Source organism: Kitasatospora aureofaciens (genome assembly GCF_019192735.1).
GTDB lineage: Bacteria > Actinomycetota > Actinomycetes > Streptomycetales > Streptomycetaceae > Kitasatospora > Kitasatospora aureofaciens_A.
Genome location: NZ_JAHTKP010000028.1, coordinates 84395 through 97660 on the forward strand (window position 1 = coordinate 84395; position 13266 = coordinate 97660).

The 13266-nt window shown below is 70.0% G+C and carries 15 protein-coding genes; 12 read left to right on the plus strand and 3 right to left on the minus strand.

Annotation, left to right across the window (positions count from 1 at the left end):
- Nucleotides 1–75 precede the first annotated feature (75 nt).
- From KV557_RS24895 to KV557_RS24940, 10 genes are all read left to right on the plus strand, one after another.
- Nucleotides 76–561, plus strand: a complete 486-nt coding sequence (locus tag KV557_RS24895; RefSeq protein WP_218203700.1) for a hypothetical protein — start codon at nucleotides 76–78, stop codon at nucleotides 559–561.
- The gene (locus tag KV557_RS24900) at nucleotides 561–878 is read left to right on the plus strand and encodes a hypothetical protein (RefSeq protein WP_218203701.1); all 318 of its coding nucleotides are present in this window, start codon (nucleotides 561–563) and stop codon (nucleotides 876–878) included. The genes KV557_RS24895 and KV557_RS24900 overlap by 1 nt, the downstream gene beginning before the upstream one ends.
- 56 nt (nucleotides 879–934) lie before the next feature.
- Nucleotides 935–1717, plus strand: a complete 783-nt coding sequence (locus KV557_RS24905) for a hypothetical protein (RefSeq protein WP_218203702.1) — start codon at nucleotides 935–937, stop codon at nucleotides 1715–1717.
- Nucleotides 1690–3228 carry a hypothetical protein gene (locus KV557_RS24910; RefSeq protein ID WP_218203703.1) on the plus strand — a complete coding sequence of 513 codons (1539 nt, stop codon included), beginning with the start codon at nucleotides 1690–1692 and terminating at the stop codon, nucleotides 3226–3228. Before KV557_RS24905 ends, KV557_RS24910 begins: the two co-directional genes overlap by 28 nt.
- A complete protein-coding gene (locus KV557_RS24915; protein WP_308130058.1) occupies nucleotides 3225–4673 on the plus strand; it encodes an SCO6880 family protein in 1449 nt (482 codons plus the stop codon). Before KV557_RS24910 ends, KV557_RS24915 begins: the two co-directional genes overlap by 4 nt.
- Nucleotides 4674–4686: 13 nt before the next feature.
- Complete coding sequence (locus KV557_RS24920) at nucleotides 4687–6213, plus strand: ATP-binding protein (protein ID WP_218203704.1); 1527 nt, start codon at nucleotides 4687–4689, stop codon at nucleotides 6211–6213.
- On the plus strand, nucleotides 6210–7946 hold the full coding sequence (locus KV557_RS24925; protein WP_218203705.1) for a type IV secretory system conjugative DNA transfer family protein: 1737 nt from the start codon (nucleotides 6210–6212) through the stop codon (nucleotides 7944–7946). The genes KV557_RS24920 and KV557_RS24925 overlap by 4 nt, the downstream gene beginning before the upstream one ends.
- A gap of 16 nt (nucleotides 7947–7962) precedes the next feature.
- Nucleotides 7963–8538: a DUF4913 domain-containing protein gene (locus KV557_RS24930; RefSeq protein WP_218203706.1), complete on the plus strand. Its 576-nt coding sequence runs from the start codon at nucleotides 7963–7965 to the stop codon at nucleotides 8536–8538.
- 184 nt (nucleotides 8539–8722) lie between these two features.
- A complete protein-coding gene (locus KV557_RS24935; RefSeq protein ID WP_218203707.1) occupies nucleotides 8723–9271 on the plus strand; it encodes an RICIN domain-containing protein in 549 nt (182 codons plus the stop codon).
- A gap of 97 nt (nucleotides 9272–9368) precedes the next feature.
- Nucleotides 9369–9560: a DUF4913 domain-containing protein gene (locus KV557_RS24940; protein WP_256177915.1), complete on the plus strand. Its 192-nt coding sequence runs from the start codon at nucleotides 9369–9371 to the stop codon at nucleotides 9558–9560.
- A 102-nt stretch (nucleotides 9561–9662) separates the two neighbouring features.
- Here the strand turns inward: KV557_RS24940 and KV557_RS24945 are convergent, their stop codons facing one another.
- From KV557_RS24945 to KV557_RS24955, 3 genes are all read right to left on the minus strand, one after another.
- Nucleotides 9663–9809: a hypothetical protein gene (locus KV557_RS24945; protein ID WP_218203708.1), complete on the minus strand. Its 147-nt coding sequence runs from the start codon at nucleotides 9807–9809 to the stop codon at nucleotides 9663–9665.
- A 33-nt stretch (nucleotides 9810–9842) separates the two neighbouring features.
- Nucleotides 9843–10184: a hypothetical protein gene (locus KV557_RS24950; RefSeq protein WP_218203709.1), complete on the minus strand. Its 342-nt coding sequence runs from the start codon at nucleotides 10182–10184 to the stop codon at nucleotides 9843–9845.
- 253 nt (nucleotides 10185–10437) lie between these two features.
- Nucleotides 10438–11583 carry a site-specific integrase gene (locus KV557_RS24955; protein WP_218203710.1) on the minus strand — a complete coding sequence of 382 codons (1146 nt, stop codon included), beginning with the start codon at nucleotides 11581–11583 and terminating at the stop codon, nucleotides 10438–10440.
- Nucleotides 11584–11810: 227 nt separating this feature from the next.
- Between KV557_RS24955 and KV557_RS24960 the strand changes: the two genes are divergently transcribed.
- Both KV557_RS24960 and KV557_RS24965 read left to right on the plus strand, forming a co-directional pair.
- A complete protein-coding gene (locus tag KV557_RS24960) occupies nucleotides 11811–12176 on the plus strand; it encodes a hypothetical protein (protein ID WP_218203711.1) in 366 nt (121 codons plus the stop codon).
- Entirely contained in the window at nucleotides 12169–12360 is a 192-nt protein-coding gene (locus KV557_RS24965; protein ID WP_218203712.1) for a hypothetical protein, read from the plus strand. The genes KV557_RS24960 and KV557_RS24965 overlap by 8 nt, the downstream gene beginning before the upstream one ends.
- Nucleotides 12361–13266 lie beyond the last annotated feature (906 nt).

Here is a 13266-nt window from a genome sequence, read left to right on the forward strand (position 1 = left end):
GCTCACGTTAGTCTCTGTACTCCCAGGAGCCCAGGATGTTTCTAGCGACGCAGGTGTAAGGGGGGATGTTGCGATATGACGACCGATCAGGTGCCGGAAGTGTCCGTGCGTGAACCGCTGGCGGCGCTGCGGTACGGGCTGATCCCCGTGCACGGATACGACATCGTCGTGGCCACCGTCACGGCGATGCTCGATGGTGTACACGGCAACGGCGCTCGGGCTCGGGTCCTGCAGCCAGGCGAGCCGATCCCGTACGGGGCGCTGCCCGTCCTCGTCGCGCCAAGTACGGTCTTTGGCGCCCTGGCCGTCGAGCGGATGGTCAGGGCGTGGTCGCCCGGGGTCCCGCGGCCGTGGCTGGTGCTGGTGGCGGATGTGCCCGCCTCCGCGGTGCCGGCGGCCCGATACCGGCTAAGGGCCCTGAGTGACCGTCTGGCCGGGACCGCCCACGTGCCCTACCTGCCCGTGCTTCGCGCGGTGGAGGCTCCCGAGGACGCACTCAAAAACGCCGATGTGGCACGCGCTGCGGCCAAGTTGTGCCGCCAGATGGAAGGGACGAAGTGATGCTCAACAAGGTGATCACCACGGTGTTTCTCGCCGACGACAAGCCCTCGCCGAAGCCGGGGGATCTGATCCCCAATGCCAAGCCGACCAAGATCCCCGGGGTTGACGGGACGGTCTCCACCCTGTTCGGCTACGGCCTGTGGGTGCTCGTCCTGGTCGGCGTGGGGGGTGTCGGCTTCGGCGTCTACAAGCTGGTGATGTCCGACAAGAGCAGGCACGGGGGCGGCAGCGAGCCCTTCAAGTGGATGGGTGCTGGAGTGGCCGCCATCCTGCTGAGCGGCTCGCTGATCGCGATCCTCAACGGAATCGCGGGCTGACGGGCATGCGCGGCAGGGGGAGCAGGATCAGCCGAGCCACGGTGTGGGGCTCCGGTGTGGCGCTGGCCGCCGTGCTGGGGCTGACCGCCTACGTGGCCTTGACGGGCGGCGACCACGACGGGCCCGTGACGGGCCAGGGCAGCAGCACGGCCTCGCCCTCGCCCTCGGTGTCGCCGGGGGCGAGTTCGCAAGCGCCCGCGCCGCCTGCGGCGACGTCGACCTACAGCATCCCGGCGAACTGGACGGAGCCGGCGCGGTGGGCGGCGCTGCCGCGCGGCTCCCAGACCGCCGCCAGCGGCAACACAACCGGGTTCCCGAACACCACGGACGGTGCGGTGGCGCTGCTGGTTGCCGCCACCGCGACGAACATGCAGAACCAGCGCGGCATGCTCGACGAGCAACTGGCCATCTACAACACCTACCTGGCCGCGGCCGACCAGAACCCCGCGAACGAGGCGAAACTCCGGGAGAAGGCTTCGCAGACCGACGCGCAGAACAGGGCGGACCTCGGACTGCCGGCGAGCGGTCCCCTGCCGTCCGGTGCGTTCGTGCGCGCCAACGTTGTGGGGTTCAAGGTCATTCAGTCGTCCCCGAGTGAGGTGACCGCCTACCTGCTGACCAAGGTGAGCTCGAAGGCCGGGGAGATGTCACCGGAGAACGACTCCTACGTCGTGAGCGCGCTCGGCGCCGTCTGGCAAGACACCGACTGGAAATTGAGCGTGAAGGCCTCCAGCGACGCGGTGGCCCAGACCCGGGGGCAGCAGTCGCCCACGATCGCAGCGCCGGGCGACGCCAGGTTCAATGAGGCCGGGTGGACCGCGATCAGGCAGGCGTCGTGATACGCCGTTTGGCTGCTCTGCTGCTGACGTTCGCGGCCCTGTTCGGCGCAGTCGTCGTGCAGGAGACGGTGGTCGCGCCGCAGCCGGCCGCCGCGGACGGCGTCATCGGCACCGGGATCCGGGGACTGTGCGACGTCGCAGGCACCAGCATCGTCGGCTTCTTCGGCGCGGACGCGATCTGCAAAGAGATCGGCCATGTCGCCGAGAAGGTGATCAAAAAGGAGTATCAGAACGTCTGGAACTCCTTGGTCGGAGACATGCTCAAGAGCGGCGAGGACCTCGCCAAGGGGCTCATCAAGACGGTCCTCACCCTCGCGCTGCGGGGCCCGTCGCTCGACCTGCGGGCCACCGGTCTGTTCGACGGGAAGGCAACTCTGACGGGAATGCTGACGTGGCTCGGTCTCGTCTTCGCGGCGGGCGGCTTCATGTGGCAGGTCGGCAAAATGGCCGTCACCGGCGAAGCCAAACACCTGGGCCGGGCCGCGGTCGGATGGCTGCAGAACGTCCTGCTGTGCACGCTCGGCATCTCGCTCGTGGCGATGCTGCTCGAAGCAGGCGACGAGATGACGACCGGACTGGTCAACACGGTCTTCGGCAGCGACGACGCCGCCTACGACCGCATCGCGAAGGTCCTGGTGCCTGACGGCATCCCCAACCCGACGCTGGTCGCCTCCGGCCTGATCCTGTTGCTGATCGTCGGCGCGGTCCAGCTGGCGCTGGTCTTCCTGCGGCAGAGCGCGATCCCCATTCAGTGCCTGCTCCTGCCGATCGCCGGTGCTGGCCGGGTCGGCGGGGACACGACCCGTCAGTGGGCACCGCGGCTGATGACCAGCATCTTCGTGATCATCATCTACAAGCCGATCCTGGCCATCATCATCTGCGTCGGATTCTCGGAGTTCGGCAAGGCCACCACTGCGGCCGAGTGGATGCGCGGCGTCGCCACGCTGATTCTCGGCATCCTCGCCCCCGGCCCGCTGACCAAGGTTTTTGCGCCGTTGGGTGCCGAGATGGGGTCGGGTATGGCCGTCGGCGGTGCCATCGGTGCGGTGGCTGGCCTCGGTGCGAAGCATTTCGGTGGTAGCGGCGGCGCCGGTGGTGGCGGCGGTGCCGGTGGCGGCGGGGGCGATGGAGGAGATGCGCCGGCCAACCCCGTGGACCACGCCAAGCACGTTGAGCAGACCATGCCCAAGTACGAAAGCGGCGGCGCCGAGGAGAGCGCCGGGAGCGACGCGCTCGCCCAGCAATCCCGTACCGAGGCAGCCCAGGTGCCGAACCAGGCTCCCGCGCCGGATGCCGGTGTCCCGTCCGCGACGGGCACGGGTACCGGAGCGGGCGTCGAGGCCGGCACGGGAGTGGGAACGGGGGTCGCGGAGGCCGGAACGACCCAGGCCGCTACCACAGGCGCTACGGCGGGACTGGGACCGGTCGGGGCTGGCATCGCGATCCTGGACGGCGTCAACCAGGGCATCCAGAAGGCCGGAAACGAGATGGGAGGCGGGAACAACACGTGAGCGCACACGAGGTGCCCGACGGGCTGCGGGTGGACGGCTTCCGGGCCCGCAGCCCGTTCGGCTTCGGCAACATGAGCAAGACCGCGACCATCGCAGTGGCCGTCGCACTGACCGCGGACGGCCTCATCGGCGCGACCCAGCACGCGACCCTGCTCGTCACCCTGCCGGCCACCGCCGTGGTGGCCGGCCTGGCCGCCGCGCGCCGCCACGGCATGCCCGCCCTGAACTACTACGGGGCCCGCCTCGCCTGGAAGCGCGCATCCCGAGCGGACGCCACGTCCTACCGCCAGGTGCTGCTGCCGCACCCCTACGCGCTGGACCTGCCCGGCGTGGGCGCTTCCTCGGCGCTGATCGACGCTCACGACCCCATGACCGGCAAGCGGGTGGGCGTCGTCCACGACCGCGCAACCGACTGGATGACGGTCACGACGCTGCTTGCCCCCGGCGGCAGTCTCATGGCCCCGACCAGCGCCGTGCGCAGCAGCATCCGCACCTGGTCGTCCGTGCTCGACGCCATGAGCACGGACGAGCAGATCAAGGGCGCCTCCGTCACCATCCAGATCACCCCCGGAGCCGGCGAGGCCCTGGGCGACGACGTCAAGGCCCGCCGGCGCGACGACGCCCCGAAGCTGGCTCTCGACACGATCGACGAGCTCGTGCGGACCACACCGCGCGCCACCGCCTCGGTGGCGCCGTGGATGAGCGTGACCGTGGACCCGATGGCCACCGCCAACCCGCCCCAGGACCTCGCCGAGAAGGTCGCCGAAACCTTGAGGGTGGTGGACGGCCTCGACCTGAGTGGCACCGGCACCGACATCTACCGGCGCACCACAGCCACCGACCTGCGCCGCATCGTGCGCAGCGCCTACGATCCGGACGTCTTCCACGCGCGCGACGAGGAGTTCGCCGAGCTCCAGTGGGGCGAGTGCGGACCGGTTGCGGCGGACGACGGCTTCGAGGAGTACGCGCACGACGGCGCCGTCTCGGTGAGCTGGGTCCTGCGTGAGATGCCGCGCCGCCCCATTCCGTACAGCGTCCTGCTGCCCCTGTTGTCGCCCGGTCGGTTCCAGCGCCGGATCACCATCGCCTACCGGGTGTTGGACCCGCACGAGGGCGAGCAGGTCCTGGAGCGCGAGATCTCCAATGCCCAGAACCGGGCGGCGGCGACGGCCGAGACCAAGCGGCGGGCGCGCTGGTCCCAGAAGGCCGACCTGCAGCGCGCGGAGAAGGCCGCGGCCCAGGCGGCCAGCGGTGCACAGGTCGTGGACTGGACTCTCATCGTCACCACCACGGCCCGCAGCGCCGCCGAGCTGCCCGCCGCCCGTCAGGACCTTGAGCGTGCTGTGAAGGCGACCCGCGGTATCCGGATGAGGCCTGCCTTCGGCGCGCAGGCCGCCACCTTCGCGGCCTCGCTTCCGATCGGCTACAACCCGCTGGTGAAGTAAGAGGGGCTTGGACATGGCACGCAAAGCGGTAGTGACGACGCCCCGCCGGTTGGATCCCGCAGGATCCGAACTGCCGGACCGCGAGCAGCGCGGCGAGGAGAAGCGGCGCCGACGGGTCTATGCCCCACGCCTTGGCTGGGGCGGGCGGTTCGGCGGTAGGGCGGTGGTCGAGGACGCCGGCACGGTCTACACCGGCCCGTCCACCCAGGTGGCCGGTCTGTACCCGTTTCTCCTCGGCAGCGGGCTTCCGCCGCGCGGGGTGCCGGTCGGTCGCGACGTGCTGACCGGGGAGCTGGTGTGCATCGACCCGTCCGGTTGGACCGGCAAGTTGACCACCAACCCGGGCGTGTGGGTCATGTCGCAGCCGGGCGCGGGAAAATCCGCCCTGGTCAAGCGGGTCTGCCTCGTGTACTGCGCGTTCGGGTTCATGGTGTGCGTACCGGCCGACGTCAAGGGCGAGTACAACACCCTGATCAGCGAGCTGGGCGGCAGCGTGGTGCGCATCGGCGACGGCATCGGCCGGATCAATCCGCTGGACAGCGGACCGCTGAAGAACACCGTCGCGACCCTGTCCGTCGATCGGCGCACCGCGCTGCTCGACGTCCTCAACGGCCGCCGCCTGGAGACCCTCGGCGCCTTGTTGAGCACGAAGAACGGGCTCGGTCGGGCGCCGAATGAGATCGAGCGTTCGGCGCTCAATCTGGCGGTGCAGCTGGCCGACGACGCCTCACCGGGCGAGGACCCGATCATCCCGGACGTGATCGCCGTGCTCCGCCAGGCGCCCGAGCCCCTGCTGGCCAAACTCGCCGTCAGCGGCGGCGACGCCTACATGGAGCTCACCCGCAGCGTCATCGCGGGGCTGGACAACCTGACCGGCGGACCGCTGCGCGGCATGTTCGACGGTCCGACCACGAAGGCGCTGGACCTGAACGCGCCAGCGGTGTCCGTGGACATCTCCAGCCTGCGAGCACGCGGCAACGCGGTCGTTTCCGCCGGAATGATCGCCACCTGGGCGTACGCCTATTCCAGCATCGACAGTGCCCGCAGCATCGGTCTGCTGGACCGCAAGCTGGTGCTGCCGATGGACGAGATGTGGCGCGCGCTCAGGTCGGGCCCCGGCCTGGTGGACTCCATGGACTCGATCAGCCGCCTGAACCGGACCACGGACGACGTCACCATCTACGTCACGCACTCCCTCCTCGACGCCGAGTCCCTCCCCACCGAGGAGGACCGGGCAAAGGCCCGCGGCCTGATGGACCGGTGCGACACCTGGGTCATCGGTGCCAGCACCGCGGAGGAGTTGAACCGGGTCACCGGCAAGCGGGCGCTCACCGAGCAGGAACGCATGATGATCGAGTCCTGGTCGTCCGCCACCTCCACCGGACTCGACACCAGCGACCAGGTGCACCCCGGCCGCGGCAAATATTTGATCAAAATCGGGACGAGGCCGGGCATCGCCGCGGCGACCGCGCTCACCCCGACCGAAACGCGGCTCTACCGCACCGACAACAACACCACGCCGGGGGGCGACAGCCGATGATGACCGACAGCGACCGCAACTGGGCGGCGGGAGGCGTGCTTTTCGGCGGCGCCGTGGTGCTCTCGGCCGCCACCTGGGCCGGGGCTGCGGCCGGTGCCGCCGTGACCGGCAACGAGGTCGCCCCGCTCAACCCGGTGACCGTTTTTCACATGGCCTCCGACTGGAACTCGGTGTGGCCGCACTCGCCGGTCGCCTCCGGCATCGGCGCGGCCATGTTCGATCTGGCTGTCGTCGCCGCGATCGTGTGGGGCCTGTGGATCAGCCTGCGCTGGTTCCGCAACGCCTCACACTTGGCGACCCTGCACCAGGTGCGCGACCTCACCCCCAAGAGCGCCGCCCGCACCGCCACCCGCCTGCGCGCCTCCCTCAAGGGCACCAAGCCCAAGAAGGTCAAGGCGGCCGACCGCGGAGTGCTGCTCGGCAACCACATGCCGACCAAGGTCGAGCTCCGCGGGTCCGACGAGGACACCTACCTCGCGCTGATGGCCCCCCGTGCCGGCAAGTCCACCGCGATCGCCATCCCGGTCGCCGAGGAGGCGCCGGCCGCGCTCCTGATGACCAGCAACAAGCCCGACGTCTACGCCGCCACCCTGACCTCCCGCAGTCGCATGGGCCAGGCCTGGGGGATGGACACCCAGGGCGTCGCGCAGATCGAGCGCACCTGGTGGTGGGACATCGTCGCCGAGGCCGAGACCATCGACCGCGCCGAGCGCCTGGCCTCCCACTTCATCAACCAGATCACCAGCGAGCAGGCCGACCCGTTTTGGTCCCAGGGTGCCCAGGACATCCTCGTCGGCTATCTCCGCGCCGCCTGGTGGGACGGCGCCGACATGCGCGACGTGATGAAGTGGATCGCCGATCCCAACGAGCGGGCGCCGCTGCGGATCCTCCACCAGCACGAGCCGATCCTCGCCGAACAGGTCGAGAGCTCCATCAACATCGCCGAGGAGACCCAGTCCGGCCTGTACCAGAACGCGCGAACCGCCGTCAGCGCGCTGCGTGACGAGCAGGTCCTCGCCTGGGTGCTGCCGGACAAGCACCGGCCGCAGTTCCGGCCCGAGGAGTTCGTCCTCAGCCGGGACACCCTGTACCTGCTCAGCAAGAAGGGCGGCGCGGCCTCCGCCGTCGTCGCCGCCCTCGCCGACGCCGTCTTCACCGCCGGGTCGGAGGCCGGCGAACGCCACGGCGGGCGCCTGCCCGAGCCGATGCGCGCGATCCTGGACGAGGCCGCGAACATCTGCCGCATTGCCGACCTGCCCGACCTCTACTCCCACCTCGGCTCCCGCGGCATCACCCCGGTCACGATCCTCCAGTCCTACCGCCAGGGCGTGAAGGCGTGGGGGGAGGTCGGGATGGACGCGATGTGGGGTGCGGCCACGAAGAAGATCATCGGCGTCGGCCTGGACGACCCGAAGTTCTGCGCGGACGTCGCCTCGCTGGTCGGCAACCACGAGATCACCCGCGGCTCCTACTCCAAGAGCCGCGACGGCGGCTCCACCTCCGTCAGCGAGCACCGCGAGCAGATCCTGGAACCCTCCGAGATCCGCGCGATGAAGCGCGGCACCGCCCTGCTGATGTCCACCGGCATGCCGGTCGCCCAGATCGCACTGAGGCCCTGGTACGAGGAGGACTCGATGGCCCACCTCGGCGAGGAGATGGCCGCCGAGGAGAAGGCCATCACCGGGCGCGCGATCACCGCCTACGAGCAGCGCCGGGCGGCGCGCCGTGGCTGACATCCCCACCGGCCCCGTGAGGCCGCCAGCCGCCGTCGAGGAGGACGTCGAAGACCTCAAGGCCCAAGTCGCCAAGCTGACGGCGGAGCTCAAAGGCATCCGGGAGACGCTGGCCGCCGGCGCCGACGAGGCCACGGGCGAGGACGCCGACGAGGAAGAGGCGCCCGAAGACGGCGAGCCGGAGAGCGAAGAGGACGAGTGGCAGTACCCGCCGTTCATCGCGCTGCTCGAAGGCGACCTGCGCGACGAGGAGCTGCGTGCACTCGCCGAGTGGGTCGAGGGAGTCCTGGTGCCCGGCTACCTCGGCGAGGCCTCCGCCGACGCCCGCTGGTGCCACCGATGGCTGGAACACCAGGACGCCGTGCTCTGGCTGCACGGCCTGTGGCTGGCCTGGCAGGAACTCACCGACCCTGTCAGCTGCGGCTACACCGGCCCCTCCGTCTGGCACCGTGACCACTATCTCCCCGCGATGAACGAGCTGCGGAAGTCCAGTGGGACGTTCCAGGGCTGCACCAAGGGCGAGCACTCCATCGCCCACCGGCTGCCGGGCCGGGTGCCGAGCGCCTGGTGGTACGAGGACAGCGAGCAATAGCACGGCCAGACCTCGGCACCCTGAATTTCCTGGGTGGGCGGGTCCAAAAACGACCGTTTTTGGACCCGCCCACCCAGGACCGCCGCGGCGATCAATGGTCGTGCGGCGGAAGGCTGGGGCCCGCGCCGACTTACCGTCGGTACGTGCTACCAGCGCATCCACCACAACATCGTGAAGGAGCTCCGTGACCATACGCACGAAGGCCGTCCGCGTTCTCTCCGTCGCCGCGCTCGCCGGCGCCTGCTTGATGACGACCGCCAACTCCGCCTCGGCGTCGACCGGCTATCCCACCAACAACATGCTCAGGAGCGAGAACAGCGGCCTGTGCGTGGACGTCAGCGGCGCCAGCCAGGCCAACGGCGCAGCGATCATCCAGTGGGGCTGCAACGGCGGGAGCAACCAGATCTGGAGTGCCGTGTATTACCACGGCAACAATGAGCTGAACTCCGGCTACCAGCTGGTCAACCTGAACAGCGGCAAATGCCTGGAGGTGCCGGCCTGGAGCACCTCAGCAGGGACCGGCCTCGACCAGTGGGATTGCAACGGTGGGACCAACCAGCTCTGGTCGGCCGGCAACGGGGACAGCGTCGGCGCCATGTGGTGGAACGTGAACGGCATGAACGCGGGCATCAGCATGGTGATCGACGAGCCCCACTTCGACAAGAACTGGGGAACACAGCTCGACCAGTGGTCGCCCAACTGGGGCCTCAACCAGTACTGGGTCGTCAGGTAGACGAAGCAGGTTCGGCCAACGAGGCCGAGGAGGGCCGGAGGTTCCCCTCCGGCCCTCCTCGCTGCCCGGTCCGCTTGTCCGCTGCCGGCCGGCCGAGCTGACCGACCCGGCGACCTGCGGCTACACCGGCCCATCCGTCTGGCATCGTGACCACTACATCCCGGCGATGAACGAGCTGCGCAAGAGCACGGGGACCTTCCAGGGCTGCACCAAGGGCGAGCACGCGATCAACCACCGCCTTCCCGGCCGCGTCCCGAGCGCCTGGTGGTACGAGGACGGCGAGGAGTAGAACACGCACTCTGCGGCTCGGCGTCAAAACGGCCGTTTTGACGCCGAGCCGCGAAGCGGAGCGGCTCTGAATTTCCGAGCGCTGCCCAGCCCAGGTCCGCCGTCAGGCTGGCGGCAGCGCGAAGACGGTCGAGCCCAGCTTCGCGAGCACCCGTTGGCCGTCGGTCCCCAGTCCCCACGTCCGGGTCTGGGTGGTCTCGTAGCGGCCACCGTTGTTGCCGGGTCCGCCGTCGGCGACAAGTGGAGACACGGCGGCGAGGTAAATCCTCGGCCCGCGCGCGGGTCACCCGTGGCTGAGTATGACCAGCAACGCCATGCCCTCCGCGACGATCTGGGCGGCGAGCGCAATCTTCCGCACGCGCGCGGCGGGTGCGGCCAGGGTGACAAGGAGCGCCGCAGCGCCGAGTCCAGCTCCCCAGCCGAACAGCCACTCCGGCAGTCCCGAGTCACACTGCTCCCCGTATGTCAGGCAGTACGATGCCCGCTCGGAGCTCAGGGTCAGCAGGACGGCCGCCAGGGTCGCCGGCACGAAGAGGGCGGCGCACAGAACGGCCCGGAGCCGTGTGCGGTCCCTCCCCGAGGACGCCTGGGCCGGGGGTGCCTTGGCAGGGGATGTTGCGTTCATGCCCTCATCCAACGCCGATCGGCGAGCCCGGCGCAGCCGTCTGGGTACTCAGATCACGGGTGTGTATCTACTCAGCGAGGCTCGACGCTCGTTAACAACCCGACGGCCGTGACCGTGCATCAGTCGTTGGGGTGGGTGGGAGACTTCCCGGTCGGGCACCTCGCCCTCCGCCTGCAGTTCGAGGAGCCTGCCGGGGGTGGGCGTCGGGTGTACACCCGAACGCGTTGCGCACCGGTGGTGTGCGGGGGAGTGGTCAGGGCGCCTCGAAGGGGCCGTGGTGGATGCGGCCTTGGTGGTCGATGCGGGCGAGGAGGGTGCCGTCGGCGTCGTGGGCGGCGACCTGGTAGCCGGCGAGTAGGGCGTGGTGTTCGGCTTGCAGGCGCGCCGAGTTCTGGAAGGTGCGGGTGTGCGGGGCGGGCTTGTTCTCGTCGAACCAGATGTCGGCGACTTCGTCGGTGAGGTAGGTGAGGTGGGCGGTGAGGAGCTCGCGCAGCTGCCGGTGGGTGTGGGGGGTGGCGGGGAGTTCGACGAGGTGGCCGGCTTCCTGCCAGCCGCGGTAGTGGTCGTGTTCGTGGAGGACGAGGCGGGTGGGGGTGCCGATGATGCGGTCGTCGGGTAGGGCGCCGGCCGGTTGGGCGAGGGGCCAGGGGCTGGGGGTGGCGGCGAGTGCGTCGGAGGTGATGGCGCGTCCGAGGCCTGCGAGGAGGGGGTGGGTGGCGGCGACGGCGCGCAGGATCGCGGTGGGGGTGGTGTGGCCGTCGAGGCGGCGGCCGGTGTTGCTGGTGAGCAGCGGTCCGGCCTCGGTGGTGGAGTGCGGTGGACGGGTCTTGCGGTGGGGCAGGTAGTCGTGGACGGCGAGGACGACGGCGGGGGGTGCTTCGATGAGGCGCCGCCCGCCGGTCTTGAGCGTGGTGTTCAGGGTGTGGCGGTGCTGCTCGCGCACGAGGTCGGTGAGGTCGAGGGCGACGGCCTGGTGGGCGCGGAGGTGGGGGATGCCGAGGATGAGGTAGCCGAGGGCACGGGCGCGTTGGGCTTGGGGGCCGGTGTAGCGGTCGAGTGCGGTGACGAGCAGCGCCACCGTGGGTGGGTCGAGCGGGGGTCGGCCGGGCGGCAGCTCGGTGACGTTGGGCCGCAGGGAGTGCAGGGCGGGGTTGTGTTGGGTGGGGTTGAGGGTCTGCGCGTGGGTGTAGAAGCCGCGGACGGAGGAGACGCGGCGGGCGCGGCTGCGGGTGGCGCGGGCTTGACCGGCCCAGCGGGCGACATCAACCGGCTGAGCGGCCCAGACGTGCTCACCGGCATAACCGATCCACTCGCGGACTTCGGTGTCGTAGTCCTGGCGGGTGCGTTGCACCAGTGGGGTGTGCTCCAGCCAGTCCCGGAGCACTTCATAGGGGTCCATGCCCGGACCCTACCGGCCTGTTTGGGATAACAGCGCGCCACACCACCCCACAGCCGAGCCTGCCGAACGTGGGAGCGGAAGGTGCCCGCGCGCCCCCGCGCCCGCGGGGAGGACGGTGGCTGAGGTCCCCTCCCTGTTATCCCAAGTTGAAGGTCGGGACCGGGGCCTCCGCGTTGGCTGCCGGAAGTTCGCCGTACGGACCGTCAGCGGCGACTACGCTCCCGCCCATGACCCACGCCACCAGCCGCCTCCCGCTGCCGGCCATCAGCACCGTCCGCGCGCTCGCCACCTTCCTCCCGGCCCACCTCGAAGTGGCCGCACAGGACCTTCTCCAGCGCATCCCCGCCGAACAACACGGCACCCCCGACGCCGTCGAACTGCTCCGCATCCCGCGCACCCTGGGCCAGGTCGCGGAAGCCGCCGCCCACCAACTGGAGAACGACCTCCTAGCCGACCAGCCCGACGAGACCGCCATCCGGCTGCTCTGGAAAATCCTGCTCGACACCGCACGCCCCTTCCACGACCACCCGCAACTGCCACAGGGCGTACGCGAAGCCCTGCGACTCCTAGAGGAAGGGGACAGCCGTGGATGAGCGCTCCATCGCGCGCGGTGTCGCGAAGGGGATCCGCAAGGCTCAACGTCAGCGCGAGCGGCCACCCTTGAGACAGTTGAAGGGCTGGCGACTCCCCCTGGCGTTGATCCTCCGGTACCCGAAGGTGATCGCCTGCCTCGGCATTGTGCTCCTGGCCGTACTGGCCCGGCTCGGAAGGTCGTGACAGGCGGCGATCCCGGTCACGAGGCCCCCGTTCCGTACGGCGGCGGCCCGAAAACCGGCCGCCGCCGGTCGAACCCGTAGGCCGCAAGATCAGCTGGACCGGACCGCCGTGTCGCACACCGGGCAGATGCGGCCCGCCCACCTCGGCGGGAACCAGCGCCCGCCAGGCCCAGCGGGCCGCCAGTGCTCCACCAACATCAAACCAGTGTCCCGCCCGCACACGGTCGTCGGCCCCGGGTCGCCGGGAACGTCAGGATCGGACGGAGCCGCGTGAACCTGCCGGACGGCCGACGGCTCGACCGGCTCCCCGCTCGCCGGAATCACCCGGCCCGGATCCAGGAGCTCCAACAACACGATGACGGCTATGTGTCCACCGTGTGCCACCCGAGACGACGACGCATCCGCAGCAGCCACGCTCAGCCGCCGGCGCTGCAGGTGGGCCGGCCCAGGTGCCGCCGCCGGGGTCGTCGTCGACCCGTCGACGAACGCCGCAGCGTTCCCGCTGGTCGGCGACTCGGACACGTTCACGGCCGTGGCCTTGTTGACGGCTTCGCGTACCCGCTCGGCCCGACGGCGGCGCCACGCGGCCGTCCGGCACGAAGGCCGGTCGAAGACCTGGTCCTTACGGTGCCCGTGACCTGGGACGAAGCGCTTCCCGCAGACCGGGCAGGCCCGGGAGACCTCGGCTTTCTTGCCGTCGAGGATGGCGAAGCCGATCGCGATGGCCTCTACCTGGTGGCGCCGGGCCCGGCGATGGGCCGCCTTACAGGCGGGCCGGTCGTTATCTTGGGTGACCAGAAGCCGTAAGGCACATGAGGCAAGTAGGGTAGATCTCAACTTGCCTGCATGATATCTGGGGGGTGTTAAGGCACGTTGGTTACAGCAGATGTGCTGCCTCGTCACTACC

What these genes read in the sequence shown, in the direction of transcription:
- KV557_RS24920 (WP_218203704.1), top strand. Translation starts at nt 4,687, where the DNA reads ATGGCACGCAAAGCGGTAGTGACGACGCCCCGCCGGTTGGATCCCGCA.
- KV557_RS24895 (WP_218203700.1), top strand. Translation starts at nt 76, where the DNA reads ATGACGACCGATCAGGTGCCGGAAGTGTCCGTGCGTGAACCGCTGGCG.
- KV557_RS24925 (WP_218203705.1), top strand. Translation starts at nt 6,210, where the DNA reads ATGATGACCGACAGCGACCGCAACTGGGCGGCGGGAGGCGTGCTTTTC.
- KV557_RS24960 (WP_218203711.1), top strand. Translation starts at nt 11,811, where the DNA reads ATGACCCACGCCACCAGCCGCCTCCCGCTGCCGGCCATCAGCACCGTC.
- KV557_RS24900 (WP_218203701.1), top strand. Translation starts at nt 561, where the DNA reads ATGCTCAACAAGGTGATCACCACGGTGTTTCTCGCCGACGACAAGCCC.
- KV557_RS24955 (WP_218203710.1), bottom strand. Translation starts at nt 11,583, where the DNA reads ATGGACCCCTATGAAGTGCTCCGGGACTGGCTGGAGCACACCCCACTG.
- KV557_RS24950 (WP_218203709.1), bottom strand. Translation starts at nt 10,184, where the DNA reads ATGAACGCAACATCCCCTGCCAAGGCACCCCCGGCCCAGGCGTCCTCG.